Source organism: Streptomyces sp. NBC_00289, from assembly GCF_041435115.1.
Taxonomy (GTDB): Bacteria; Actinomycetota; Actinomycetes; order Streptomycetales; family Streptomycetaceae; genus Streptomyces.
This window is the reverse complement of the sequence record NZ_CP108046.1, coordinates 3102251-3127856: the sequence shown is the minus strand read 5'-3', so window position 1 is coordinate 3127856 and position 25606 is coordinate 3102251. Positions and strand designations below refer to the sequence as shown.

At 69.6% G+C, this 25606-nt stretch carries 21 protein-coding genes and 1 riboswitch; of the genes, 13 read left to right on the top strand and 8 right to left on the bottom strand.

What is annotated here, in order from left to right:
* Positions 1 to 305: 305 nt before the first annotated feature.
* The 6 genes from OG985_RS14335 (at position 306) to OG985_RS14310 (ending at position 7347) form a co-directional block, all read left to right on the top strand.
* Positions 306 to 2429 carry a type IIA DNA topoisomerase subunit B gene (locus OG985_RS14335; RefSeq protein WP_371668714.1) on the top strand — a complete coding sequence of 708 codons (2124 nt, stop codon included), beginning with the start codon at positions 306 to 308 and terminating at the stop codon, positions 2427 to 2429.
* Positions 2430 to 2778: 349 nt separating this feature from the next.
* Positions 2779 to 3303, top strand: coding sequence for a DUF1453 domain-containing protein (locus OG985_RS14330; RefSeq protein WP_371668713.1), 525 nt, complete (start codon positions 2779 to 2781; stop codon positions 3301 to 3303).
* Positions 3300 to 4451 (top strand): sensor histidine kinase, encoded by a 1152-nt coding sequence (locus OG985_RS14325; protein WP_371668712.1) that lies wholly within the window; start codon positions 3300 to 3302, stop codon positions 4449 to 4451. Before OG985_RS14330 ends, OG985_RS14325 begins: the two co-directional genes overlap by 4 nt.
* Positions 4448 to 5131 carry a response regulator gene (locus OG985_RS14320; RefSeq protein ID WP_371668711.1) on the top strand — a complete coding sequence of 228 codons (684 nt, stop codon included), beginning with the start codon at positions 4448 to 4450 and terminating at the stop codon, positions 5129 to 5131. The genes OG985_RS14325 and OG985_RS14320 overlap by 4 nt, the downstream gene beginning before the upstream one ends.
* A gap of 69 nt (positions 5132 to 5200) precedes the next feature.
* Entirely contained in the window at positions 5201 to 5758 is a 558-nt protein-coding gene (locus OG985_RS14315) for a DUF485 domain-containing protein (RefSeq protein ID WP_371668710.1), read from the top strand.
* Positions 5755 to 7347 (top strand): cation acetate symporter, encoded by a 1593-nt coding sequence (locus OG985_RS14310; RefSeq protein ID WP_371668709.1) that lies wholly within the window; start codon positions 5755 to 5757, stop codon positions 7345 to 7347. The genes OG985_RS14315 and OG985_RS14310 overlap by 4 nt, the downstream gene beginning before the upstream one ends.
* 58 nt (positions 7348 to 7405) lie before the next feature.
* Here OG985_RS14310 and OG985_RS14305 read toward each other — a convergent pair whose 3' ends face one another.
* On the bottom strand, positions 7406 to 8101 hold the full coding sequence (locus tag OG985_RS14305; protein ID WP_371668708.1) for a response regulator: 696 nt from the start codon (positions 8099 to 8101) through the stop codon (positions 7406 to 7408).
* 159 nt (positions 8102 to 8260) lie between these two features.
* On the opposite strand from OG985_RS14305, the gene OG985_RS14300 reads away from it, so the two are divergent.
* The 3 genes from OG985_RS14300 to OG985_RS14290 all read left to right on the top strand — a co-directional run bounded on the left by OG985_RS14300 (position 8261) and on the right by OG985_RS14290 (position 11069).
* Entirely contained in the window at positions 8261 to 9076 is an 816-nt protein-coding gene (locus tag OG985_RS14300) for an ABC transporter ATP-binding protein (protein WP_371668707.1), read from the top strand.
* Entirely contained in the window at positions 9066 to 9944 is an 879-nt protein-coding gene (locus OG985_RS14295) for an ABC transporter permease (RefSeq protein ID WP_371668706.1), read from the top strand. Before OG985_RS14300 ends, OG985_RS14295 begins: the two co-directional genes overlap by 11 nt.
* 63 nt (positions 9945 to 10007) lie before the next feature.
* A complete protein-coding gene (locus OG985_RS14290) occupies positions 10008 to 11069 on the top strand; it encodes an ABC transporter substrate-binding protein (RefSeq protein ID WP_371668705.1) in 1062 nt (353 codons plus the stop codon).
* Between the two features lie 69 nt (positions 11070 to 11138).
* On the opposite strand, the gene OG985_RS14285 is transcribed toward OG985_RS14290, so the two are convergent.
* The 4 genes from OG985_RS14285 to OG985_RS14270 all read right to left on the bottom strand — a co-directional run bounded on the left by OG985_RS14285 (position 11139) and on the right by OG985_RS14270 (position 15908).
* The gene (locus OG985_RS14285; RefSeq protein WP_371668704.1) at positions 11139 to 11819 is read right to left on the bottom strand and encodes a response regulator; all 681 of its coding nucleotides are present in this window, start codon (positions 11817 to 11819) and stop codon (positions 11139 to 11141) included.
* Positions 11819 to 13489 carry an ATP-binding protein gene (locus OG985_RS14280; protein ID WP_371668703.1) on the bottom strand — a complete coding sequence of 557 codons (1671 nt, stop codon included), beginning with the start codon at positions 13487 to 13489 and terminating at the stop codon, positions 11819 to 11821. Before OG985_RS14280 ends, OG985_RS14285 begins: the two co-directional genes overlap by 1 nt.
* 170 nt (positions 13490 to 13659) lie before the next feature.
* Positions 13660 to 14598, bottom strand: a complete 939-nt coding sequence (locus OG985_RS14275; protein ID WP_371668702.1) for a sucrase ferredoxin — start codon at positions 14596 to 14598, stop codon at positions 13660 to 13662.
* Positions 14599 to 14651: 53 nt separating this feature from the next.
* Positions 14652 to 15908: a citrate synthase gene (locus tag OG985_RS14270; protein WP_371668701.1), complete on the bottom strand. Its 1257-nt coding sequence runs from the start codon at positions 15906 to 15908 to the stop codon at positions 14652 to 14654.
* Between the two features lie 98 nt (positions 15909 to 16006).
* Here OG985_RS14270 and OG985_RS14265 point away from each other — a divergent pair, with 98 nt between their 5' ends.
* A complete protein-coding gene (locus OG985_RS14265; RefSeq protein WP_371668700.1) occupies positions 16007 to 17170 on the top strand; it encodes a citrate synthase/methylcitrate synthase in 1164 nt (387 codons plus the stop codon).
* Positions 17171 to 17215: 45 nt separating this feature from the next.
* On the opposite strand, the gene OG985_RS14260 is transcribed toward OG985_RS14265, so the two are convergent.
* Entirely contained in the window at positions 17216 to 17455 is a 240-nt protein-coding gene (locus OG985_RS14260; RefSeq protein WP_371668699.1) for a hypothetical protein, read from the bottom strand.
* Between the two features lie 274 nt (positions 17456 to 17729).
* A complete protein-coding gene (locus OG985_RS14255; protein WP_371668698.1) occupies positions 17730 to 18269 on the bottom strand; it encodes a DUF6082 family protein in 540 nt (179 codons plus the stop codon).
* 334 nt (positions 18270 to 18603) lie between these two features.
* Here OG985_RS14255 and OG985_RS14250 point away from each other — a divergent pair, with 334 nt between their 5' ends.
* On the top strand, positions 18604 to 19749 hold the full coding sequence (locus tag OG985_RS14250) for a GTP-binding protein (protein WP_371668697.1): 1146 nt from the start codon (positions 18604 to 18606) through the stop codon (positions 19747 to 19749).
* Here the strand turns inward: OG985_RS14250 and OG985_RS14245 are convergent.
* Entirely contained in the window at positions 19746 to 22202 is a 2457-nt protein-coding gene (locus tag OG985_RS14245; protein ID WP_371668696.1) for a DNA topoisomerase (ATP-hydrolyzing) subunit A, read from the bottom strand. The genes OG985_RS14250 and OG985_RS14245 overlap by 4 nt on opposite strands.
* A 291-nt stretch (positions 22203 to 22493) precedes the next feature.
* Between OG985_RS14245 and OG985_RS14240 the strand changes: the two genes are divergently transcribed.
* Both OG985_RS14240 and OG985_RS14235 read left to right on the top strand, forming a co-directional pair.
* On the top strand, positions 22494 to 23846 hold the full coding sequence (locus OG985_RS14240) for a M16 family metallopeptidase (protein ID WP_371668695.1): 1353 nt from the start codon (positions 22494 to 22496) through the stop codon (positions 23844 to 23846).
* Positions 23843 to 25231, top strand: coding sequence for a M16 family metallopeptidase (locus tag OG985_RS14235; RefSeq protein WP_371668694.1), 1389 nt, complete (start codon positions 23843 to 23845; stop codon positions 25229 to 25231). The genes OG985_RS14240 and OG985_RS14235 overlap by 4 nt, the downstream gene beginning before the upstream one ends.
* 202 nt (positions 25232 to 25433) lie before the next feature.
* Positions 25434 to 25599, top strand: a riboswitch (cyclic di-AMP (ydaO/yuaA leader).
* The last annotated feature ends 7 nt before the right edge of the window (positions 25600 to 25606 follow it).

Below are 25606 nucleotides of genomic sequence, written 5' to 3'. Positions count from 1 at the left end.
CGTATTACATGTCTGTGTGTCTTACGGGTTCGCGCTGTCTGGCAGGGTCGGGGTCCTCCCGGCTGGCTTGCCGGTTGTTGATGAGGACGTGCCCGGAGCCTAAATGGTTCATGCCCCGAAGGGAACGTGATATGTACTTCACTCCATCGAGGGATCGAACGCGTATACGACTCTGGACTAGTGTGAGTGCAGACGAGGGTGGCGTTACAACGGCTCTACCAGGCCTCTGTACCCTCTGAGCCGTAACCCAAGCCGCGCCCTTACCCAGAAGGGCCCCACCTGAAATTCAGCGAGGAGCGAACCGCGTGACCGCCGAGACGTCAGTGCCGTCCACAGCTCTGCTGGCAGGAGCAGACCGGGACGGTTCCAACTACACCGCGCGGCACCTGCTCGTCCTCGAGGGGCTCGAGGCCGTACGCAAGCGCCCGGGCATGTACATCGGGTCGACCGACAGCCGTGGCCTGATGCACTGCCTGTGGGAGATCATCGACAACTCCGTGGACGAGGCCCTCGGGGGCCACGGCGACCACATCGAGGTGATCCTCCACGACGACGCCTCGGTGGAGGTGCGGGACAACGGCCGGGGCATCCCGGTCGACGTCGAGCCCAAGACCGGTCTGTCCGGCGTCGAGGTCGTCATGACCAAGCTGCACGCCGGCGGCAAGTTCGGCGGCGGCTCGTACGCGGCCTCCGGTGGCCTGCACGGCGTCGGCGCATCTGTGGTGAACGCCCTTTCCGCCCGGCTGGACGTCGAGGTGGACCGTAGCGGCCACACCCACGCCATCAGCTTCCGGCGGGGCGTTCCCGGTGCCTTCGCCGGTGCCGGTCCGGACGCCGGGTTCGAGGCGAAGAGCGGCCTGCGCAAGACCAAGAAGATCGCCAGGACCCGTACCGGCACGCGTGTGCGCTACTGGGCCGACCGCCAGATCTTCCTCAAGGACGCCAAGCTCGCGCTGGAGACGCTGCACCAGCGCGCCCGGCAGACGGCGTTCCTGGTGCCCGGCCTGACCATCGTCGTCCGCGACGAGTACGGTCTCGGCGAAGGGGGAAGCAAGGGCGAGGAGTCCTTCCGCTTCGACGGCGGCATCAGCGAGTTCTGCGAGTACCTCGCGAGTGACAAGGCCGTCTGTGACGTCCTCCGCTTCTCCGGGCAGGGCTCCTTCAAGGAGACGGTGCCGGTCCTGGACGACCACGGCCAGATGACGCCCACCGAGGTCACACGCGAACTTGCAGTCGACGTTGCCCTGCGCTGGGGCACTGGTTACGACACCGTGCTCAAGTCGTTCGTCAACATCATCGCCACGCCCAAGGGCGGTACCCACGTCGCCGGGTACGAGCAGGCCATCGTCAAGACGATGAACGAGGTGCTGCGGGCCAAGAAGCTGCTGCGCGTGGCCGAGGACGACATCGTCAAGGACGACGCTCTCGAGGGCCTCACCGCAGTCGTCACCGTGCGCCTCGCCGAGCCGCAGTTCGAGGGCCAGACCAAGGAGGTCCTCGGTACCTCGGCGGCGCGGCGGATCGTCTTCAACGTGGTCTCCAAGGAGCTCAAGGCCTTCCTGACCTCGACGAAGCGGGACACGGCGGCTCAGGCCCGGGTCGTCATGGAGAAGGCCGTCGCCGCGGCCCGCACGCGCATCGCCGCCCGCCAGCACAAGGACGCCCAGCGCCGGAAGACGGCCCTGGAGTCCTCGTCGCTGCCCGCCAAGCTCGCCGACTGCCGCAGTGACGACGTCGACCGCAGCGAGCTGTTCATCGTCGAGGGAGACTCCGCGCTCGGCACGGCGAAGCTCGCCCGGAACTCCGAGTTCCAGGCACTGCTGCCGATCCGGGGCAAGATCCTCAACGTCCAGAAGTCGTCCGTGACGGACATGCTCAAGAACGCCGAATGCGGCGCGATCATCCAGGTCATAGGGGCCGGATCCGGCCGGACGTTCGATATCGACGCGGCCCGCTACGGCAAGATCATCATGATGACCGACGCCGATGTGGACGGCTCCCACATTCGGACCCTCCTTCTGACGCTGTTCCACCGCTACATGCGACCCATGGTCGAGGCGGGCCGGGTCTTCGCCGCGGTCCCCCCGCTGCACCGCATCGAGCTCGTCCAGCCGAAGAAGGGCCAGGACAAGTACGTCTACACGTACTCCGACCGTGAGCTGCGGGACAGACTTCTGGAGTTCCAGAGCAAGGGTGTGCGGTACAAGGACTCCATCCAGCGTTACAAGGGCCTCGGTGAGATGGACGCCGACCAGCTGGCCGAGACGACCATGGACCCGCGTCACCGCACCCTCCGCCGGATCAACCTCTCCGACCTGGACTCGGCCGAGCAGGTCTTCGATCTACTGATGGGCAACGACGTGGCGCCTCGCAAGGAGTTCATCTCCAGCTCGGCGGCGACGCTGGATCGGTCGCGTATCGACGCGTAGCGGTACTGCCCGCGGTCGAGCGGCCGTGCCTGGCCGGGGGTCGGAAGGGCGGGGAGGCTGGGCCCGGCCGGCCCGGCATCTGTCCAGCTTTGAATGTTCCCCAGGCCGGGCTGGATCTCGGCCGGGATCGGTCCAGCAGCCTGCGGCAGGGACGTTTGCGGCTCGAGTGTGCGGCTCGACCTGCCCGGCCAGGAAGGTGTCTCCACCCGCGGGTGGAGACACCACCTGCTGGGAGTTCCACCCACGATCCACCCCGGCTCCGATCTCCTGGCCTGCGTATTTCCGTAGCTTCGAAGGCGTCGGCAGCACTCGCTGTCGGCACTCACCTTCTTCGCTCACGGAGGCTTCGATGTCCGGGCTCGTCAACGCGTTGGTCATCGTGGCCGTTGTCGCCCTGGTGATCGTGCGGCAATTTCGCACCAGCCGGCTCGACAGCGGCAGGCCCTGGTGGCTCGTTCCCGCGATCCTGGCAGTCGCGGCGCTGCGTGAGCCGGGCCTGCTCGACGCACACCATCGCACCGGCTCCGCGCTTCTGCTCGGCGCCGAGCTGCTCATCGGCCTGGCCACCGGCGTCGGCTGGGCCTGGACCACTCGCATATGGGTGGAGGCGGACAGCGGTGTGTGGAGCAGGAGCACCAAGACCAGCGTCGCCGTGTGGGTCGTCGGTATCGGTCTCCGTGTCGGCCTTTTCGCGCTCGGCGCCATGCTCGGAATTCGTCAGGACAGCTCGGCCCTCCTGCTCGCTCTTGCGGGGACGCTGTTCGTCCGCTCCGGGATCATGGTCTGGCGGGCCCAGTCGCTGGAGCGGCCTGCGGTACCGGGCGCGGCGTACCGTGACGGCACGGCGCGGCCCGCGTGGAAGGAGCGTGTGTGACGGACAACGCCTGGACACGCTGGCCCTCACCGGAAGCGCTGAGGCGCACCGGCATCTCCCGGGCCCGGCTCATACTCGGCCGGGTGGCGCGGTTGCTGGCCGTCGGCATCCTCCTGTGGGGCGTCTTCAACAGCGATGAAGGCCGTGGCTGGGGCGCGGTAGGAGCAGCAGCCGGCGTCCTCCTCTCCGCCTTCGCCGGTTGGGCCTTCTTCCGGGCCACGCTGGCCCACCGGCTCTGGCCGTCCTTGGCGCTCCTCGCCCTGTTGCTGGGCATCGCGGTCGCTGCCCAGGCCACCGGCTTCAGGGTTCCCGCCCTCGTCATCTGGTGCGCCTGCGCCATAGCCTCTTTGGAGCGACTGCCCATGGCAGCCGCTGTGCCCGTGACCTCCGTCGCCCTCGCCGCCTACGCAGCGGTCAATGACGATGTCTGGCTGACCACCACGGCGACGACGGCGGGACTGGCCCTGGCCGGATATGTCCTACGGCTGGACGCCGAAGCCCGCGGTAACGCTCAGCGACTGCTCGCCCAGGAGCGGGCCGCGCGCGCGGCCGAGACGGAGTCGGCGGCCCTCGCCGAGCGGGCCCGTATAGCGCGGGAGATTCACGACGTACTGGCGCACAGCCTGTCTGCGCAGCTTGTGCACCTGGAGGCGGCCCGCCTGCTGATCGAGCGGGGAGCCGGCCGGGAGCAGATCCTGGAACGGGTCGTGGCAGCAAGGGGCATGGCACGCGACGGCCTGTCCGAGACCCGGCAGGCGCTGTCGGCGCTGCGCGGGGAGCTGACACCGCTGGAGGATTTCCTCACCCAGCTCGTCAGCGCGGCCGAAGACGCCGAGGTCACCATTGCGGGTGAGCGCAGACCGCTGTCGGCCGAGGCGTCGCAGGCTGTGCGCAGAGTCGCTCAGGAGGCTCTGACGAACGCCCGCAAACACGCTCCCGGCGCCAAGGTGCGGCTACGGCTTGTCTATGGCGAGGGCCAAGTCGCCCTTGTCGTGCGGGACACGGGTGGTTTGCCCGGCGAGCTCACAGGCACGGGCGCCGGGTACGGTCTGCTGGGCATGCGGGAGCGCGCCGAACTGCTGGGCGGCTCGTTGGTCGCAGGGCCGGAGGAGGAGGGGTTCGTGGTGAGGTTGCAGGTGCCCGTATGACGCAGGAGCCGGCCAGGAAGCCCGCGCGGGTCGTGGTCGCGGACGATCAGACCGTCGTCCGTGAGGGCATCGTGATGTTGCTGGGTCTGTTGCCCGGAATCGAGGTCGTCGGCGCCGCCGGGGACGGGAACGAAGCGGTGGAGCTGGTCGCCGAACTTGCCCCCGACGTCGTGCTGATGGACCTGCGGATGCCCCGGTGCGACGGAGTGGAGGCGACCCGGCGGATCAGGACCGGGCATCCTGCCACGCAGGTCGTGGTGCTCACGACGTTCGCCGACGACGAGTCGCTGTTCCCCGCGTTGAAGGCGGGGGCGCGCGGCTATCTCACCAAGGACGCCGGGGGTGACGAGATCGTACGGGCCGTGGAGAGCGTGCTGTCCGGGGACGCGGGGCTGTCGCCCAGCATCCAACGGCGGCTGCTGGAGCGGCTGTCCGAGCCGGAGCCTCCGTCGACGGTGCCCGCCGCGGCTCCGGACGGACTCACCACGCGGGAGACCGAGGTGCTGGTACTGATCGCCGAAGGCCTGAGCAATCAGGAGATCGCCCGTCGGCTGCACGTCTCCACGGCGACCGTGAAGACCCACATCAACAACCTGTTCGCGAAGACGGGCCTCAAGGACCGTGCTCAGGCGGTCCGTTATGCGTATGCGAAGGGTCTTGTGCGGCTCTCGACGGATTGAGTCACCTGATGGGGTGAAGAGCGGGGGGAAGAAGTGTCGGGGATCTTCCCGTTCTGTCCATCCTTGGGCATGCAGTCAAGTAACGGCTTTCCCCGCGGAGACGCGGGTGGTGCCGAGAGTTCGGCCGAGACCCACACAGGTCATGACCAGGCCCCCGCCGAGGCGTCCGGCAGCGTGCGGTACGACGACCCGTGGTACGACGCACTCGCCTCCGGGTGGGGTGAGTCGGACGCGGCGGCGGGCGCGTCCGCCGCCGTCCCGGCGAGTCGGGCGGGTGGGGCACGGGAGGCTGCCGCGGCCGACGTGTACCTCGAAGTGCAGCGCAGCGTCGCTTTCCAGGAGGTGCGCAGCCGCTACCGCAGGTTCGTGGTCCCGGCCGTGGCCGGGTTCCTCGTCTGGTACCTGGCCTACGTGGTGACCGCCACGACCGCGCCGGGGTTGATGGCGCGGCCGGTGGCCGGCGCGGTGAACGTGGCGATGCTCGCGGGGCTCGGGCAGTTCCTCTCCACGTTCCTGCTGACCTGGGCGTACGCCAGGCACGCGAGGTTGCGCAGGGACCGAGCCGCGCTCGAAGTGCGCTGGGAAACGCAGGAACTGACGCGTGGTGTGCGGGGCGGTGCGCTGTGAGGGGCGACCATCAGACGCTGGCATTGCTGCTGTTCAGCGCTTTCGTCGCGGTCACCCTGGCCATCACGACGTGGGTGAGCCGCCACCGGCACGGTTCGGCGGAGGAGTTCTACGCGGGCGGCCGTCTCTTCTCGCCGGTGGAGAACGGTTTTGCCATCGCGGGTGACTACATGTCGGCCGCCTCCTTCCTGGGGATCTCCGGCCTCATCGCTCTCTTCGGCTACGACGGGCTGCTGTACTCGGTGGGCTTTCTGGTGGCGTGGCTGGTGGTGCTCTTCCTCGTCGCCGAACTGGTGCGCAACTGCGGGCGGTTCACGCTGGCCGACGTGGTCGCGGCGCGAATGAGCGAACGGCCCGTACGAATCGCGGCGGGAACTTCCTCGGTCACCGTGTCCGTTCTGTATCTGGTGGCGCAGATGGTGGGCGCGGGCAGTCTGGTCGCGCTGCTGCTCGGCGGCACCGGTGAGGCGGCGCAGACCTGGACCGTCATCGGCGTCGGCGCGCTCATGGTGATCTATGTGTCGTTGGGTGGGATGCGGGCCACCACCTGGATCCAGATCGTCAAGGCGGTCCTGCTGCTCGGCGGCACCGTCGCGCTGACCGTGCTGGTCCTGGTGCGTTTCCACGGCGACTTCGACCAGTTGCTGCTCACGGCGGCGGAGCGCAGTGGCCACGGCGACGCGTTCCTGGCACCCGGACTGAAGTACGGCGGGGACTGGACGGCCCGCTTCGACTTCATCAGCCTGGGTCTCGCGCTGGTGCTGGGCACGGCTGGACTGCCGCACATCCTGTCCCGCTTCTACACCGTGCCCACTGCGCGCGCCGCGCGCAGTTCGGTCGTCTGGTCGATCGGCCTGATCGGCGGGTTCTACCTGATGACGATCGTCCTCGGCTTCGGAGCCGCGGCGATCGTGGGCCCGGAGGCCGTACGAGGCTCGAACGCGGCCGGCAACACGGCCGTCCCGCTGCTGGCCCTCAACCTGGGAGGCGGTGCCGAGTCCACGGGAGGAACGGTTCTCTTCGCGATCGTCGCCGCCATCGCGTTCGCAACGATCCTCGCAGTGGTCGCCGGGATCACGCTCGCATCGTCGGCGTCCGTCGCCCACGATCTCTACGCGTCTTTGCGACGTAGGCATGCCGAACCGCGCAGCGAGGTCGCTGTGGCACGCGCTGCCGCGGTCGGTATCGGCGTGGTCGCGATCGCCCTCGGCCTGCTGGCGCGCGATCTCAACGTCGCGTTCCTGGTGGGCCTCGCGTTCGCAGTCGCCGCGTCCGCCAATCTGCCGGTCCTGCTCTACTCACTGTTCTGGCGCGGCTTCACCACCCGAGGCGCCGTGTGGGCCGTCTACGGCGGTCTGATCCCGGCGCTGGTACTCGTGCTGCTGTCTCCCGTGGTGTCGGGGAGCCCGGAGTCGCTGTTCCCCGCCGTCGACTTCCAGTACTTCCCGCTGCAGAACCCCGGACTCGTCTCGATCCCGCTGGGCTTCCTGGCGGGCTGGCTCGGCACCGTCACCTCTGCGGAGCTGCCCGACGAGGCCAAGCACGCGGAGACCGAGGTGCGCTCGCTGACGGGGGCGGGGGCTGTCTAGAGGCGGCGCCCTGACGGTCGTACGGCCAAGGCTGCCGTAGTCCCGCCAGGCGGTGCGGCTACGGCGTCACCCAGGCGTAACGGTGTTCGGGGCGGCCGGTGTCGCCGTACTTGAGGGTGAGGCGGAGGCGGCCGGCCTGTTCCAGGTGGCGGAGGTAGCGCTGGGCCGTGGAGCGACTCAGGCCCGTCTCGGCGGCGACCTCGTGTGCGGAGAGCGGATGGGCCGCGCCGTGCAGAACGCGGCAGATCAAGTCCGTGGTCGGCTCCGAGTGGCCGCTCGGCAGCCCCGGTGAGGGAGGCGCCGGTGTGGTGCGCAGGGCGCTGAAGATCCGGTCCACCTGCTCCTGGCCGGCGATGCCGCGGCCGCCGCCGACCCGGTCGACGGTGCGGCGCAGGGCGGCGTACGAGTCGAGGCGAGTGCGCAGCGCCGCGAAGGTGAACGGCTTGACGAGGTAGTGCAGGGCGCCGAGACGCATGGCGGTCTGCACGGTCGTCACGTCGCCCGCCGCCGTGATCATGATGACGTCGGTGCCGTGGCCCTGTTCCCGCATGCGGTGGACGAGTTCGAGGCCCGTCCCGTCGGGCAGGTAGTGGTCGAGCAGTACCAGGTCGATGGTTCCGCGCTGCACCGCGGCCAGCGCCTGGGCAGCACTGTGCGCACGGGCGGCAACCCGGAAGCCGGGAACCTTCCCCACGTACTTGGCGTTGATCTCGGCGACACGGAAGTCGTCGTCCACGACCAGGACGTCAATCATCGGGCCTCTTTCCGTCAAGGCCTGACAGGCGTTAAGCCCGTGTTTCGGCTTCGCTGTTGTAGCGCGAGCAAAAGGAGCACAACAGGCCGTTGCAAGCAAAAGAACGGCATGTGCTCAGAAGACTGCTGCTGTGGCACACGCCACTTCTACCGTCCGGCCATGAGCGCAGACATCAGCCCCGCCATCGAGTTGCGAGGCGCCAGCAAGACGTTCCGGACCCCGTCAGGGGGTTTGCACACGGCTGTCAGAGGACTGGATCTCAGCGTCGGACGTGGCGAGTTCGTGGCGGTCGTCGGCCCTACGGGCTGTGGCAAGTCCACTACGTTGACCCTGGTCAGCGGGCTTGAAGAGCCCACCGAAGGTGAGGTGCTGGTCGCCGGGGAAGCGGTCCGCGGCGTTGGCGACAAGGTCGGCTTCGTCTTCCAGCAGGACGCCACGTTTCCCTGGCGCACGGTCCTGTCCAACGTCATGGCGGGCCCGCGCTTCCGCGGCGTGCCCAAGGCGGAGGCGAAGCGCAAGGCGCGCGACTGGCTGGCCCGGGTGGGCCTGACCGACTTCGAGGATCGTTACCCGCACCAGCTCTCCGGCGGCCAGCGCAAGCGCGTCGCACTCGCCGCGACCTTCGTCAACGACCCCGAGATCCTGTTGATGGACGAGCCCTTCTCCGCACTCGACGTGCAGACCCGCGCCCTGATGTCGGACGAACTGCTCGAACTGTGGGAGGGCACGCGCGCCTCCGTCGTCTTCGTCACCCATGACCTGGAGGAGTCCATCGCGCTGGCCGACAAGGTCGTCGTGATGACCGCCGGGCCGGCCACCGTGAAGCAGGTCTTCGACATCGACCTGCCGCGGCCGCGGAAGGTGGAAGCCGTCCGCCTGGAGTCGCGGTTCATCGAGATCTACCGTGAGATCTGGGAGTCCCTCGGTGAAGAGGTCCGCATCACGCGGGAGCGGGGTGCGGCCAATGTCGCCTGACCTCCTGCCCGAGGCCGCGGTCACACTGCCCCTCACCGAGCACGGCCACAAGACGGACCGCGCCCATTCACGCGCGCGTGCCGCACGCAGACGCAAGATCGTCGTCGCTGCCGCCCGCGTGATCCTTCTGGTCGGCGTTCTCGGCCTGTGGGAGGTGTGCGCCCGGACGAAGGTCATCGACCCCTTCAACTTCTCGATGCCCTCGAAGATCTGGGACCAGATCTACACCTGGGTGACGCACGGCACCGCGCTCGGCTCCCTGGGCGAACAGGTCTGGTACACGCTGTACGAGGCGCTGCTGGGCTGGGTCTTCGGGGTGGTCGCCGGCGTGGTCTTCGGTATTGCGCTGGGGCGGATCACCTTGCTCGCCGACGTCCTTGGTCCATACATCAAGGTGCTCAACTCCATACCCAGGATCGTCCTCGCTCCGATCTTCGTGATCTGGTTCGGGCTCGGACCGGCCTCCAAGGTGGCCTCAGCCGTCGTCCTGGTGTTCTTCCCGGTGTTCTTCAACGCCTTCCAGGGGGCCCGCGAAGTCGACCGCAACCTCGTCGCGAACGCCCGGATCCTGGGTGCGAGTGACCGCAGGGTGACCCTTCAGGTCGTCATCCCGTCTGCCACCTCGTGGATCTTCACCAGCCTCCACGTCAGCTTCGGCTTCGCCCTCATCGGAGCCATCGTCGGCGAGTACATCGGCGCGACCAAGGGCATCGGCCTGCTCGTCGCACAGTCGCAGGGCACCTTCAACGCGGCCGGTGTGTACGCCGCGATGGTCATCCTCGCCGTCGTCGCGCTCCTCGCCGAAGGACTGCTGACCTTCGGCGAGCGCCGCATCTTCCGCTGGAAGCCGTCGGACTCCGACAGCTGAACCGGCCCCCTCGTCTCGCCTCTCCACCTCCCAGCACCGCACACTCACAAGGACGTGAACCGCATGCGCAAGACCGCCAGATACGCCGCGCTGGCCGCCGCCGGGCTGCTCGCCCTCTCCTCGCTCACCGCCTGCGCCAACGACGCGGCGAGTACCGCCTCCTCCGGCTCCGGCGGCAAGGGCGACGGCAAGGGCGAGAAGGTCAAGATCATGGTCGGCGGCCTGGACAAGGTCATCTACCTGCCGGCGATGCTCACGCAGCGGCTCGGATACTTCGACGCCGAGGGTCTCGAGGTGGAGCTGCTGAGCGAGCCCGCGGGGGTCCAGGCCGAGACGGCACTCGTCTCCGGGCAGGTGCAGGGCGCCGTCGGCTTCTACGACCACACGCTCGACCTGCAGGTCAAGGGCAAGGCCGTGGAATCCGTCGTGCAGTTCTCGCGCGCGCCCGGCGAGGTGGAGATCGTCTCCACCAAGGCGGCGGACGACATCACGTCACCCAAGGACTTCAAGGGCAAGAAGCTCGGCGTCACCGGCCTCGGTTCCTCGACGGACTTCCTCACCAAGTACCTCGCCGTGAAGAACGGCGTCAAGGTCAGCGAGTTCACGCCGGTCGCCGTCGGCGCGGGACCGACCTTCATCTCGGCACTCCAGCAGGGCGCGATCGCCGGAGGCATGACCACCGATCCGACCGTCGCCACGATCCTGGACAAGAAGGCGGGCAAGGTCCTCCTCGACATGCGCACCCCGCAGGGCTCGGAGGAGGCGCTCGGTGGGCCGTACCCCTCATCGAGCCTGTACATGCAGACGAGCTGGGTCAACAGTCACAAGGACACGGTCCAGAAGTTGGCCAATGCATTCGTCAAGACGCTCAAGTGGATGTCCACACACAGCGCGAGCGAGATCGCCGACACGATGCCGGCCGACTACTCGCAGGGCAACAAGATGCTGTACGCGGTGGCCATCAAGAGCACGCTCCCGATGTTCACCCGGGACGGCGTCATGCCCGCGGACGGACCCGAGACCGTCGAGAAGGTGCTCAAGGCGTTCAACCCCAACATCCAGAACGCGACGGTGGACCTGAGCAAGACGTACACGACCGAGTTCGTGAAGAAGGCCGCAGGCTGACATCTCCGCCCCCATCGTCCGTATGTGAGGAGGGCACGGCCGCCTTCCCTCGCCCCCACGGGCTGTGCCTCAGGCGCGGGTCGCCCACACGTAACGGTGTTCCGGGCGGCCCGCGTCGCCGTACCTGAGCGTGAGCCGGGCTCGGCCCGTGCGCTCCAGGAGCTTCAGATAGCGCTGCGCGGTCTGGCGGCTCACGCCCGTCCGCTCGGCGATCTCCTGGGCGGACAGGGGACCTGCCGCGTTCATCAGTGACTGCCGGACGAGCTCCGCCGTGGTGGGGGAGTGCCCTTTGGGCAGCTGGGGTTCGGACGGTGCGGACAGGGCGCCGAAGATCCGGTCCACCTCGGCCTGTTCGGCCTCACCGCCGCCGTCGAGGGTCCGCCGCAGTTTCGCGTACGCCTCCAGCCTGGCGCGCAGCCCCGCGAAGGCGAACGGCTTGACCAGGTACTGCAGGGCGCCCTGCCGCATCGCCGCCTGCACGGTCGTCACGTCCCGGGCCGCCGTCACCATGATCACGTCCGTCTGGTGCCCGCGCCGGCGCATCTCCTGGACGACCGCCAGCCCCGTCTCGTCCGGCAGGTAGTGGTCCATGAGGACCAGGTCCAGCCGCGGGAGCGTCTCCAGTTGACGCAGCGCCTCCGCCGCGCTGTGCGCCTCACCGGCCACATGGAAGCCCGGCACCTTCTCGACGTAGGCGGCGTTGACCCGCGCGACCCTGGTGTCGTCGTCCACGACGAGGACCTCGATCATCACGACTCCTCCTGGGGCACGCGCGGGGCGGACGGTGCGGTGAGGACCGGTTCCAGGTCGGATCCGGCCAGCGCCTCGGGCAGTACGACGGTGAACTCCGCGCCACCGCCCGCCGCCTCGCCGACGGACGCGCTGCCGCCCTGCCGTTCGGCGAACCTGCGCACCAGGGACAGCCCGATACCGCGCTCACGGTGTGCGGGCGGCTTCTTCGTGGACCAGCCCTCGGTGAAAATCAACTCGTGGTGCTCCACCGGGATGCCCGGTCCCGTGTCCCGCACCCGCAGGACAGCGGTACGACCCTCCGTGCGCAGCTCGACCTCCACGCGCGCGTGCGCGGTGCCCGCGACCGCGTCCAGAGCGTTGTCCACCAGGTTGCCGACGACCGTGACGAGGCCTCGGGGGTCGACCAGGCGGTCCGGGAGCCGGGTCCGGTCGGAGACCCACAGCGCGACTCCGCGCTCGGCGGCCACGGTCGCCTTGCCGACGAGCAGGGCGGCGAGCAGCGGGTCCTGGATCTTCTCGGTGACCTGTTCCGCGGTCGCGCGGTGGTCACCGACCACTTCTCCGACGAACTCCACGGCGTCGTCGAACATCTCCAGCTCCAGCAGCCCGAGAAGCGTGTGCATGCGGTTGGCGTGTTCGTGGTCCTGGGCGCGCAGGGCGTCGATCAGGCCCCGCGTGGAGTCGAGTTCCCGGCCGAGCTGTTCCAGTTCGGTGCGGTCGCGCAGGGTGGCCACGGCGCCGCCGTCGTCGGTGGGCATGCGGTTGGCGACCAGGACGCGCTGGCCGCGGACGGTGAGCAGGTCGGTGCCCGTCACCCGGCCGGCCAGGACATCGGCCGTACGTCCCGCACCGAGCGCGTCGTCGGGGGACCGGCCCACGACCTCGTTCCCGATGCCGAGCAAGCGCTGCGCCTCGTCGTTGAGGAGGCGGATCCGGCCGGTGCGGTCCAGGGCGACGACGCCCTCCCGTATGCCGTGCAGCATGGCCTCGCGCTCCGCGAGCAGCCCCGAGATGTCCGAGAAGGCCAGGTCGCGGGTCTGCCGCTGGACTCGTCGGGAGATGAGCCAGGCGGCGAGTGCGCCGACGGCCAGGGCGCCACCGGCGTAGGCGAACAGCCCCGGGATCGCGTGGATCAGCCGGGCCCGCACGCTGTCGTACGCGATGCCCACGGAGACCGCGCCGACGATGTCGCCCTCGCTGTCGCGCAGGGGCACCTTGCCACGCGCGGAACGGCCCAGGGTGCCGCTGTCGATCTCCATGACCTCGTGGCCGGCGATGGCCTGGCGCGGGTCGGTCGACACCTTCCTGCCGATCTCCCTGGGCTCGGTGTGCGACCAGCGGATGCCCCGCAGGTCCATCACCACGATGTACTCGGCGTCGGTGGCGAGGCGGATCCGTTCCGCCTCCTTCTGGACGGGTCCCGCGGCCGTCGGGGGTGTGTCCTGGACCTCTTCCGCGATCTGCGGCTGGGCGGCGGTCGTCTGCGCGATGGAGAGCGCGCGGCGCATCGCCTGGTCGTCCAGTTGCTGACTGAGCGGCGCGAGGAACAAACCGGTCGCGAGCACCGCGACTCCCGCGGCGATCGCCAGCTGCATTAGGAGCACCTGCGAGAACACCCGCCGGGGCAGACCGAGGCGCAGGCGGCGTGCGGGGGGAGTGGGGCTCATACCCATGACGGTACGTGGATGAGCGGAAAATGCCGTAGAGAGGTCTGCTCTGGATGTCTTGATCAAGAGTGTGAGGCCCTGATCAATTGATCAATGTCAGGGCAGGGCGCCACGCGCGTGCCGCCGGACGACGGGCTCGTGTGCCTCACCCAGCCCTTGCACGGCCCCGCTCAGCCCGCGAGCGCCGTCGTCAGCTCGCGCACCTCCACCACGTCCATGCGCGCGGGCGAGCCGAGAGCCGAGGTCCCGCAGCTCTCCGGGCGGGGCGGCACGGAGGCGCCCTGGGCCACGACGACGCGCCAGTGGCGTCCGTCGGTGTGAGCGACGGTCACCTCCCAGTGCGGAGCCGTGCCATCGATCCGGGCAACGGTGAGGGCGCCCGCCGCGTACTCGCCCACCGAGGTACGCACCGCCAGCTCGGCCGCCTGGCCGGGCCGTTCCCAGGAGGAGTTGCCGCGGCATCCCTCCACGACGACCCGCCCCTCCTGGACGCCGTGCAGGATCTCCTGGACGTCAGGGGCACCGACCCGACCGTAGGCGTAGCCGTGCGGCAGGACGAGCAGCGTCGGTGAGAAGCGATGACCACCCAGATGGGTGACCTCCCAGGTGCCGTCGGCCCCGGAGGCGGCCAGCTCGGCCGCGAGGGGCCGGCCGAGGAGTGCGCAGCAGCGGTCGCGCTTGCCGTTGGTGCACACGAGCGCGAGAGGACTGCCCGCATGGGGCCGGCCCTGGAGAACCGCGTCGAAGCCGCGATGGTCTCCCGCGCCGAGTGCGGCGAAGTCGAGGTCCAGCAGCCGCCGGGGGTCGCGGGTGGTGGCTCCGTGCAGCCAGGAGTTTCCCGGCCGGGTGTGAGCCGCGTACACCTGACGCGAGGTGACCCTGCCGCTGTCGGCGTGCCGCCCGGGCCGGCGGATGAGCGCGACGCGTACGCCCGTACCCTCGGCGGCCGCTTCCAGGGCGCGGCCCACCAACGGGTCCAAGTGGCTCGAAGTGAGCGCCCTGGCGCCCCACGGACCGGGCTGCTCCAGGAGCAGCCAGGCCCTCGCGGTGGGCGCGGTTCCCGAAAGGGGCTCGTCGAGGCCCTGGGAGACGGTTGAGCACGTACTCACAGAGGTGAGCCTAACCTGACTTGGGTCACGGTGGCTTCCGGCCGTGGGGATTCCTACCCCGGCAGTGGCTGCGGCGGCCGTGGACCCACATAGTGACCGCTCGGGCGCATGCGCAGCGGGCGTTCTCCGTACTCCTCCAGGGCGTGGGCGATCCAGCCTGCCGTCCGGGCCACCGTGAAGATCGTTTCGCCGGCCGTGGAGGCCATGCCGGAGGACGCCGTGAACACGGCGAGGGCCAGGTCGACGTTGGCGTGCAACGGAGTGTGCCGGGCGGTGGTGGCCACGATGTCTCGGGCCGCGGCGAGGGCGGGCGCCGCTTGGGGGATCTCCTCCAGGAGTCCGAACAGGGCACGCGCGCGCGGGTCCTCGCCGGGATACAGCCGGTGGCCCAGTCCGGGAATGCGGCGTCCCGCGCGCAGTTCGTCCGCGATGACGGGCGCGGCGCTGCCCTGGTCGAGCACGTCCAGCAGCAGCCGGTGGGCGAGCCCGCTGGCCGCGCCGTGCAGGGGGCCCTCGATCACACCGAGCCCGGCGGAGACGGCCGCGTAGGCGTGCGCCCGGGCCGACGCGGCGACGCGCACGGCCAGGGTCGAGGCGGCGAGGTCGTGGTCGACGAGGAGGGCCAGCGCCGTGTCCAGGACACGCAGCGAGGCCTCGTTGGCGGGCGTCCCGCTGAGCCGGGTCCACAGCCGGTGGGCCATGGGGCCGGCGTCGCGGTGGCCGCGACCGACCGGTGGCAGCGCGGCGACGAGCGTGGGGATGAGCGTGCGCGCGGTGCCGAGCACGGCCTCCTCGGACAGGTCGAAACGCAGCGGGTCCGCGGCCGACGCGGCGATCGCCGCGACCCGCAACCGGTCGGTCGGGGTGGTGTGTTCGGGGAGTGCCTCCACGGCGCGCCGGGCGGCCGTGACCGAGGCGCGGGGGGCGGTGAAGGCCAGTCCGGGGCGCAACCGTCCTGTCCACAGCCACTCGGCGACCTCTTCGTAGGAGTACCGGGCAGCCAGTTCGGCCGCGTCGACGCCCCGGAAGTAGTACCGGTCCGTGTCGATGAGAGTGAGGCGGGTGCGTACGGACAGCTCACCGCCGGTGCTCGAACTCCCGCCGCTCTCCCGCTTGTTGCGCCGGGCGAGCACCTCGACCTCTCCGGCGTCGAAGGTGCTGCCCCGGCCGCCGGGAACGCGCCGGCTGCTCAGTTGGCCGCGGCTCACGTACGCGTACACCGTCTCGGGTTTCACGCCGAGGAGTTCCGCGGCCTCCTTGGTGCTCAGTCGCCGCTCTGTGTTGCCGGGGACCGGCTCTTGATCGCGCATGGTGGTCACCGTATCCACATCCTGACGCATTGATCCAATCAATATTGACAGACAACCAGTCAAGCATGGACAGTCAAATCAAGTTCAAGGAGGAAGTCATGTCCGTCAACAGATCCGCAGCCACAGTCGTCGAGGTGCCGCGGGGGCTCGCGGGTGTCGTGGTCGCCGACACGGAGATCGGCGACGTCCGGGGGTTCGAGGGCTTCTACCACTACCGCCAGTACTCGGCCGTCGAACTGGCGCGAACCCGCGCGTTCGAGGACGTGTGGCACCTCCTGGTCCACGGGGACCTGCCGGACCCCCGACGCTCCGCCGCCTTTGCCGCGGAAACCGCCGCGCTGCGTCGGGTGCCCGACGAGGTGTGGGGGGCTCTGCCGGCCATAGCGGCGGCCAGTGCGCCCTCCGGCCCGCTGGCCGGTATGCGTACGGCGCTGTCGCTGCTCGGCGCGGCGAAGGGCTTCCGCCCGGTCTACGACATCGACGCGGACGAGCGGCGACAGGACACCCTCGCGGCGGCCGCCGCCGTGCCGACCCTGCTCACGGCACTCCACCGGCTGGGCCGCGGTCTCGACCCGGTGGAGCCGCGTGACGATCTGCCCTACGCGGCGAACTACCTGTACATGCTCACGGGTGCGGAGCCTGAGGCGCGGCGGGCCCGGGCGGTCGAGCAGTACCTGATCACCACCATTGATCACGGATTCAACGCATCAACGTTCACCGGGCGCGTCATCGCTTCGACGGGGGCGGACGTGGCGGCCTGTCTCGTGGGGGCGGTGGGCGCGCTTTCGGGGCCGCTGCACGGCGGTGCGCCGAGCCGGGCACTGGACACCCTGGACGCGATCGGCACTCCCGACCGCATCGACCCCTGGATCCGCGAGCGTGTCCTGGCCGGCGACCGGGTGATGGGCTTCGGCCATGCGATCTACCGCACGGAGGACCCTCGATCCCGGATGCTGCGTGAGGTCGCCCAGAGCTTCGGCGGTCCGCGCGTCGAGTTCGCCGTCGAGGTGGAGCGTCACGTCGAGGCGATACTCGCGGAACTCAAACCGGGCCGGGAGTTGCACACGAACGTCGAGTACTACGCGGGCGTGGTCATGGAACTGTGCGGTCTGCCGCGCGCCATGTTCACTCCCACGTTCGCGGCGGCGCGGGTGGTGGGCTGGAGCGCGAACATTCTGGAACAGGCGGCGGACCCGAAGATCATCCGGCCGGTGGCGCGGTATGTGGGGCCGCGGGCGCCGGTGGCGGTGCCGGCGGCGTGACAAAGGCCGGCCCGGACGCACCGAGCCGGCCCCTGGGGCGTGCGGTCAGGCGTCGGGGATGTCGGCCTTGGCCCTGACCAGGGTCTCGCGGGTGATCACGACGATCCGCTCGTAGTCGCCCCGTGAGGCGTCCTGGGGAAGCTCCGCGTCCAGTGAGTCCGTGACATCCGTCCCGATGACGGCGAACCTTCCGTCGGACAACTCGAAGATGTCCGGGCAATTGGCTCCGCCTGCGCTGCCCCGGTCGCGTGGAGATGCACCAAGGCGACGGATGATCTGACTCACTGTTGTTTTTCCTTTGATCTCACGGTCCAAAGGCAAGACGCGCTGCAGTCGCGCCCGCCCGATACACCCTCGAGGCTGCTCCGACCAGTGAAGCGGGGTGATTGGTGCCCAGTGGTCAACCTGGCGCGGGTGTCGCAGCAGTTAAGCCTGTGAGATCAGGGAAAACAGCAGGTTTGCCACTTCGTTATCACTCGATTGGCTTCGCCCGTGTGAGGGTTGGTGAAACAAGGGCAAAGTTGACGCATCGGCATACTCGACGCCATTGGTGTCCGGGCTACTCGGCAGGCGGTTCCCCCACCACCCACCACTCGTCTATTTCGGCCTCCTCCAGTTGGCGCAGGAGGTCGTCGACCAGGTGTCCGAGCCGGGCCTCGTCCGAGTCGTCGGCGATGGTCGCCCGCTGGTGCTGACCTGCGTACCAGTACTCCCTGACGACGGGGTTCTGCAGCAGTCCCCGTACGAATCCGAAGAACTCCTCCCGGCTGATGTTGCCGACCCGGTAAGCGAAGACCTGGTTCGTGTACAAGGCATTGGCGAAGAGGAACTGGCGTCGCCTTTCGGGTGACACCGGCCCCTCGAACACGTCGAGCACCTCTGCGAGTTCGGGATTGTCGATCGCCTTGCTCAGCAGTTCCCAGTGGAGGCGCTGCTGGGTGGCGAGATTGGCGTGGTGGCGGGTTTGCGTGACCTGCTCGAGGTGGTCGAGTCGGATGCGCAGCGAATCGAATGTGCGGCGCTGTACGGCCAGGCTGACGAGAGCTCCCGCCAGCAGGCCGAGACCTGCGGCCGTGGCGGTACCGAGCCCTCGTATCACGGACTTTTGTGTGGCCATGTCAACCCCCGAATCAGGCGGCCGTCCGCCGGTCGTCGGGTGCGGGTCGACTGATGGGGACCGGCGAGCGGTGGGCGGCGCTTGCCGTCTCCCATGGTGCCGAGCGGCTCTGATCGGCAGGGAGGCGGAGAGGAGGCGCACGGAGGGAAGCGAGGGTCGCACACTCCGGCGCCTGCACAACGTCTGCCCCGCAAAGGCTGCTAACAATCGTTCACTTCGCGGAGATTCTTCCGGCTCGTATCCTGTGTCGGCATTCAATCTTCGTACGTGTGCCGGACCGCGAGCCGGTGCACGCGTGGGCGTGAGAGGTCGCACGTTGAGTCAGTCGAGTCCGCATTCGAGCGCCAGCCCTGTCTTCAGGCCGTCTCAGCGGCAGATTCCGGTCGTCGTCCTCGCCGGATTTCTCGGTTCCGGCAAGACCACGCTCCTCAACCACCTCCTCCACCGCAGCGGTGGCAGCCGTATCGGTGCCGTCGTCAACGACTTCGGTGCCATCGAGATCGATGCGATGGCCGTGGCAGGCGCGCTCGGCGACTCCACGGTCTCCCTCGGCAACGGGTGCCTGTGCTGTGCCGTCGACGCCAGTGAGCTCGACGTCTACCTCGAGCGGCTCGCCCGGCCCGCCGCCGGTGTCGACGTGATCGTCATCGAGGCCAGCGGTCTCGCGGAGCCCCAGGAACTCGTGCGCATGGTGCTCGCCAGCGAGCATCCGGGCATCGTGTACGGCGGTCTCGTCGAGGTCGTCGACGCGGCCGAGTTCGACGACACCCGGGCCCGGCATCCCGAGGTCGACCGGCACCTCGCCCTGGCCGACCTCGTCGTCGTCAACAAGCTCGACCGGGCGCCGGAGGCCGACCGGGTCCTCGGGCTCGTGCGGTCCCTCACCGACCGCGCCGCCGTCGTCCCCGCCACCTACGGTCGTATCGACCCCGAGTTCCTCTTCGACTGCAGGCCGAGCGAGGAGCGCGTCGGGCAGCTGTCCTTCGACGATCTGCACCAGCACACCGAGCACACGGGCCATACCGGTCACCTGCACACCGCCTACGACAGCCTGTCCTTCACTTCCGAGGTTCCGCTCGACCCGCGCCGGCTGATGCGGTTCCTCGACAGCAGGCCCGAAGGGCTGTACCGGATCAAGGGGCACGTCGACTTCGGCCCCCACGACCCGGGCAACCGGTACGACGTGCACGCCGTCGGCCGGTTCCTGCGCTTCTACCCGCAGCCCTGGACGCCCGGCGGGGAACGCCTCACGCAGCTCGTGCTCATCGGCTCCGCCCTCGACGTGCCCGCACTCGGCAAGGAGCTCGAGGCCTGCAAACTCGAGGCCCGCGAAGACGACGCCCCGCACGCCGACGAGCACGGCATGTGGGGCGTCCTGCGCTACGTACAAGATCCCGAGGACGACAATCCCGAACCCCTGGATTCCGAAGCCCCGGATCCAGATGAGGACGGGCCCGTCTAGAGCGGCCCCGCCACCACCGACACCGTCTTCGCCAGGGACACGCCCGAGCCGTCGCGGCGCGGGTCGATCTCCGGCAGTTCGGCCGGGGTGCCGTTCTTCTGGGCGGCGCGCGCCGGAACGGGGCCCGCCCAGGCCAGGGACAGGCAGTCCTCGCCCTTCAGGAACCGCTGGCAGCGGACCCCGCCGGTGGCGCGTCCCTTGCGCGGGTACTGGTCGAACGGGGTCAGCTTCGCCGTCGTCTGGACGGAGTCGTCCAGGGTGCCGCGCGAACCGGCGACGGTGAACACCACCGCGTCCGCGGCCGGGTCGATCGCGGTGAACGAGATGACCTTGGCGCCCTCGGTGAGCTTCACGCCCGCCATACCGCCCGCCGCACGGCCCTGCGGCCGTACCTGCGCGGCCTGGAACCGCAGGAGTTGCGCGTCGTCCGTGATGAAGACCAGGTCCTCCTCGCCGGTGCGGAGCTCGGTCGCGCCGACGATGCGGTCGCCCTCCTTGAGGGTGATGACCTCCAGCTCGTCCTTGTTGGACGGGTAGTCGGGGACCACGCGCTTGACGACGCCCTGTGCCGTGCCGAGCGCCAGCCCCTGGGACGACTCGTCGAGCGTGGTCAGGCAGACCACCGTCTCGTTGCCCTCCAGGGACACGAACTCGGCAAGCGGCGCGCCGCCCGCGAGGTTCGGTGCCGCCGCGGTGTCCGGGAGCTGCGGCAGGTCCACGACGTTCAGGCGCAGCAGGCGACCGCCCGAGGTCACCACGCCGACCTCGCCGCGTGCCGTCGCGGACACCGCCGAGACGATCACGTCGTGCTTGGTGCGCTTGCCGTCGGCGTCCTCGGGGAAGGGCTCGCCGTTCGCCGTACGGGCCAGCAGTCCCGTCGAGGACAGGAGCACCCGGCACGGGTCGTCGGCCACCTGGAGGGGGACGGCCGACACGGTGGTGCCCGCCGACTCGAGCAAGATCGTGCGCCGGTCGGTGCCGAACTTCTTGGCCACGACGGCCAGTTCGGCGGAGACCAGCTTGCGCAGCTCGCTGTCCGAGTCGAGGATCCGGGTCAGCTCCGCGATCTCCGCGTTCAGCCGCTCCTTCTCCGACTCCAGCTCGATCCGGTCGAACCTGGTGAGCCGGCGCAGCGGCGTGTCCAGGATGTACTGCGTCTGGATCTCCGACAGGGAGAAGCGCTCGATCAGGCGTTCCTTCGCCTGTGCGGAGTTGTCGCTGGAGCGGATGAGGCGGATCACCTCGTCGATGTCCAGCAGTGCGGTGAGCAGACCCTCGACCAGGTGCAGACGGTCGCGCTTCTTGCCGCGGCGGAACTCGGAGCGGCGGCGCACGACGTTGAAGCGGTGGTCGAGATAGACCTCCAGAAGCTCCTTGAGGCCCAGCGTGAGGGGCTGGCCGTCGACCAGCGCCACGTTGTTCACGCCGAACGACTCCTCCATCGGCGTGAGCTTGTAGAGCTGCTCCAGGACCGCCTCCGGCACGAAGCCGTTCTTGATCTCGATGACCAGGCGCAGGCCGTGCGCGCGGTCGGTGAGGTCCTTGACGTCGGCGATGCCCTGGATCTTCTTCGCGCCGACCAGGTCCTTGATCTTGGCGATGACCTTCTCCGGGCCGACCGTGAAGGGCAGCTCGGTGACGACGAGACCCTTGCGGCGGGCCGTCACCGTCTCCACCGACACGGTCGCGCGGATCTTGAAGGTGCCACGGCCGGTCTCGTAGGCGTCACGGATGCCGGAGAGGCCGACGATCCGGCCGCCGGTGGGCAGGTCGGGGCCCGGGACGAGCCTCATCAGGGCGTCGAGATCGGCGTTCGGGTAGCGGATCAGGTGGCGGGCGGCCGCGATGACCTCGGCGAGGTTGTGCGGCGGCATGTTGGTGGCCATGCCGACCGCGATGCCCGACGCGCCGTTCACCAGGAGGTTCGGGAAGGCGGCCGGCAGGGCCAACGGCTCCCGTTCCTGGCCGTCGTAGTTGGGCGCGAAGTCGACCGTGTCCTCGTCGATGGACTCCGTCATCAGGCTCGCGGGCTCGGCGGCCCGGCACTCGGTGTACCGCATGGCGGCCGGCGGGTCGTCGTTGCCCAGGGAGCCGAAGTTGCCGTGGCCGTCGACCAGGGGGACGCGCATCGAGAAGGGCTGGGCCATGCGCACCAGGGCGTCGTAGATCGACGCGTCGCCGTGCGGGTGCAGCTTGCCCATGACCTCGCCGACGACACGTGCGCACTTCACGTATCCGCGGTCGGGGCGCAGCCCCATCTCGTTCATCTGGTAGACGATGCGGCGGTGCACCGGCTTGAGGCCGTCGCGGGCGTCAGGCAGGGCGCGGGAGTAGATGACCGAGTACGCGTACTCGAGGAAGGAGCCCTGCATCTCGTCGACGACGTCGATGTCGAGGATCTTCTCCTCGTACGAGTCGTCGGGCGGCGGGGTCTTCGTGCTGCGGCGGGCCATCGCTGCCGGCTCCTTGCTCAAGCGTGAACGGGATCTGACGCGGACCATTGTGGACCGCGGCACTGACAACGCGGACCAGGACCCGACGTCGGCCCCTCGGCCCGGCGTTCACAGGTGCCGCTCTCTTCGGAACAGGTGCCGCGTGCGGCACGACTGCCCGCAGGCTACGCGATCCGCTGTCGGCGTACGTCGCCCGGGAACTTCGCCGACCCTCCCCACGCTTGCATACAGTGGCAGGACAGCAGGAAAAACGCGGTATTCGACGACCGCGTCCGCGATCGAAGGGACGACATGCCCATGGGTCACACGGCCACAGCGCAGGCAGGCTCCGGCGGCCTGACAGCGACAGAGCACCGCCTGGCCAACGGCCTGCGCGTGGTGCTCTCCGAGGACCACCTGACCCCGGTCGCGGCGGTGTGCCTCTGGTACGACGTCGGCTCGCGCCACGAGGTCAAGAGCCGTACCGGTCTGGCTCACCTTTTCGAGCACTTGATGTTCCAGGGCTCCGGCCAGGTGAAGGGCAACGGCCACTTCGAGCTCGTCCAGGGCGCGGGCGGCTCGCTCAACGGCACCACCAGCTTCGAGCGCACCAACTACTTCGAGACCATGCCCACCCACCAGCTGGAGCTCGCCCTCTGGCTGGAGGCCGACCGTATGGGCTCCCTGCTGGCGGCCCTGGACGACGAGTCCATGGAGAACCAGCGGGACGTCGTGAAGAACGAGCGCCGCCAGCGCTACGACAACGTCCCCTACGGAACGGCGTTCGAGAAGCTCACCGCTCTCGCCTACCCGGAGGGCCACCCCTACCACCACACGCCGATCGGCTCCATGGCCGACCTGGACGCGGCCACCCTGGAGGACGCCCGCGCGTTCTTCCGTACCTACTACGCACCGAACAACGCCGTTCTGTCGGTGGTCGGCGACATCGACCCGGAGCAGACGCTCGCCTGGATCGAGAAGTACTTCGGTTCCATCGACGCCCACGACGGAAAGCCCGCCCCGCGCGACGGCACGCTGCCCGAGATCATCGGCGAGCAGCTGCGCGAGGTCGTCGAGGAGGAGGTCCCGGCGCGCGCGCTGATGGCCGCCTACCGGCTGCCGAACGACGGCACGCGCGCGTGCGACGCGGCCGACCTGGCGCTGACCGTCCTCGGCGGCGGCGAGTCCTCCCGCCTCTACAACCGGCTCGTACGACGCGACCGTACGGCCGTGGCGGCCGGCTTCGGCCTGCTGCGGCTGGCGGGTGCGCCCTCCCTGGGCTGGCTGGACGTGAAGACCTCCGGTGACGTCGAGGTGCCGGTCATCGAGACCGCCATCGACGAGGAGCTCGCCCGGTTCGCCGAGGAGGGCCCCACAGCCGAGGAAATGGAGCGCGCCCAGGCCCAGTTGGAGCGCGAGTGGCTGGACCGGCTCGGTACGGTCGCGGGCCGCGCCGACGAACTGTGCCGCTACGCCGTCCTGTTCGGTGACCCGCAGCTCGCCCTCACCGCCGTCCAGCGCGTGCTGGACGTGACGGCCGAGGAGGTCCAGGAGGTCGCCAAGGCCCGGCTGCGCCCCGACAACCGGGCCGTGCTGGTCTACGAGCCCACCGAGGGCACCGAGAACCCCGCCGACGAGGACGAGAACGAGGAGGCGGCCAAGTGACCGAGCTCGCCACGATGGACTTCCACCCCCAGCCGCAGGCCGGCGAGGCGCGGCCGTGGGCGTTCCCGGCTCCCGAGCGCGGGACGCTCGACAACGGCCTGACCGTCCTGCGCTGCCACCGCCCCGGCCAGCAGGTCGTCGCCGTCGAGGTGCTCCTGGACGCGCCCCTGGAGGCCGAGCCGGCCGGGCTCGACGGTGTGGCCACGATCATGGCCCGGGCCTTCTCGGAAGGCACCGACAAGCTCTCCGCCGAGGAGTTCGCCGCCGAGCTGGAGCGCAGCGGCGCCACCCTCGACGCGCACGCCGACCACCCCGGCGTCCGCCTGAGCCTCGAAGTACCGGTCTCCCGTCTGCCCAAGGCGCTGGACCTGCTCGCCGACGCCCTCAGGGCACCCGCGTTCGCGGACAGCGAGGTCGAACGCCTCGTCCGCAACCGGCTCGACGAGATCCCGCACGAGCTGGCCAACCCGTCCCGCCGCGCCGCCAAGGAGCTCTCCAAGGAGCTGTTCCCGGCGACCTTGCGCATGTCGCGCCCGCGCCAGGGCTCCGAGGAGACGGTCACCGCGATCGACTCCGCGGCCGTACGCGCCTTCTACGAGAAGCACGTCCGGCCGGCCACCGCGACCGCCGTGGTCGTCGGTGACCTCACCGGCGTCGACCTCGACGCACTGCTCGGCGAGACCCTCGGCGTCTGGACCGGCTCCACGGCCGAGCCGCGGCCCGTGCCGCCCGTGACCGCCGACGACACCGGCCGGGTCGTCATCGTGGACCGCCCCGGTGCCGTCCAGACGCAGCTGCTCATCGGCCGCGTCGGCCCCGACCGGCACGACCGCGTGTGGCCCGCGCGGGTGCTCGGCACGTACTGCCTCGGTGGCACCCTCACCTCCCGCCTGGACCGCGTCCTGCGCGAGGAGAAGGGCTACACCTACGGCGTGCGGGCGTTCGGGCAGGTCCTGCGGTCCACGCCGGACGGCACGGGCGCCGCGATGCTCGCCATCAGCGGCTCCGTGGACACCCCGAACACGGGTCCCGCCCTGGCGGACCTGTGGGCGGTGCTCCGTACCCTGGCCGAGGGCGGGCTCACGGACGCGGAGCGCGATGTCGCCGTGCAGAACCTGGTCGGTGTGGCGCCGCTGAAGTACGAGACCGCGGCGGCCGTGGCGGGCACGCTGGCCGACCAGGTCGAGCAGCACCTGCCCGACGACTACCAGGCGACGCTGTATCAGCAGCTCGCCGCGACCGGCACCGTGGAGGCCACCGCGGCGGTCGTGAGCGCCTTCCCGGTGGACCGTCTGGTCATCGTCCTCGTCGGTGACGCGGCTCAGATCAAGGAGCCCGTGGAAGCCCTCGGCATCGGCGAAGTCACCGTGGTCTCCGCCGAGTAGGGCACCGGGCGGCCGGACGCGCCTGTGAGGCCCTGGTGACTGAGGAGTCATCAGGGCCTCCGTATGTCCGAATTGAGGGAGAGGTTGCCTGTCTGCCCTGTGGCGTGCGCTACAAAAAGCCTGATCCGTTTGAGGATTGAAAGCGGCCCCGTTTAGCGTCATGCCGGCTGTCCGTCAGGCACCGCGCCGCATCCGCGGCACCGGGCAGTCATCGCCGAGTCCCCGTACGGCGCGAGCCAGGGGAGCCGGGGACCCACATCGAGAGTCCCTGGGGTGAATCGGACGCCCGCGCGCCAGCGAGGGGGTCCGTAGGAGACCTTCCTGCTCCGAACCCGTCAGCTAACCCGGTAGGCGAGAAGGAAGGAAAGGAACAGC

Bases quoted from the DNA above. Each gene is read 5' to 3' on its own strand.
- OG985_RS14330 (WP_371668713.1), top strand. From the start codon at position 2,779: ATGTCCGGGCTCGTCAACGCGTTGGTCATCGTGGCCGTTGTCGCCCTG.
- OG985_RS14320 (WP_371668711.1), top strand. From the start codon at position 4,448: ATGACGCAGGAGCCGGCCAGGAAGCCCGCGCGGGTCGTGGTCGCGGAC.
- OG985_RS14315 (WP_371668710.1), top strand. From the start codon at position 5,201: ATGCAGTCAAGTAACGGCTTTCCCCGCGGAGACGCGGGTGGTGCCGAG.
- OG985_RS14305 (WP_371668708.1), bottom strand. From the start codon at position 8,101: ATGATTGACGTCCTGGTCGTGGACGACGACTTCCGTGTCGCCGAGATC.
- OG985_RS14300 (WP_371668707.1), top strand. From the start codon at position 8,261: ATGAGCGCAGACATCAGCCCCGCCATCGAGTTGCGAGGCGCCAGCAAG.
- OG985_RS14295 (WP_371668706.1), top strand. From the start codon at position 9,066: ATGTCGCCTGACCTCCTGCCCGAGGCCGCGGTCACACTGCCCCTCACC.
- OG985_RS14290 (WP_371668705.1), top strand. From the start codon at position 10,008: ATGCGCAAGACCGCCAGATACGCCGCGCTGGCCGCCGCCGGGCTGCTC.
- OG985_RS14285 (WP_371668704.1), bottom strand. From the start codon at position 11,819: ATGATCGAGGTCCTCGTCGTGGACGACGACACCAGGGTCGCGCGGGTC.
- OG985_RS14280 (WP_371668703.1), bottom strand. From the start codon at position 13,489: ATGAGCCCCACTCCCCCCGCACGCCGCCTGCGCCTCGGTCTGCCCCGG.
- OG985_RS14270 (WP_371668701.1), bottom strand. From the start codon at position 15,908: ATGCGCGATCAAGAGCCGGTCCCCGGCAACACAGAGCGGCGACTGAGC.
- OG985_RS14265 (WP_371668700.1), top strand. From the start codon at position 16,007: ATGTCCGTCAACAGATCCGCAGCCACAGTCGTCGAGGTGCCGCGGGGG.
- OG985_RS14245 (WP_371668696.1), bottom strand. From the start codon at position 22,202: ATGGCCCGCCGCAGCACGAAGACCCCGCCGCCCGACGACTCGTACGAG.
- OG985_RS14240 (WP_371668695.1), top strand. From the start codon at position 22,494: ATGCCCATGGGTCACACGGCCACAGCGCAGGCAGGCTCCGGCGGCCTG.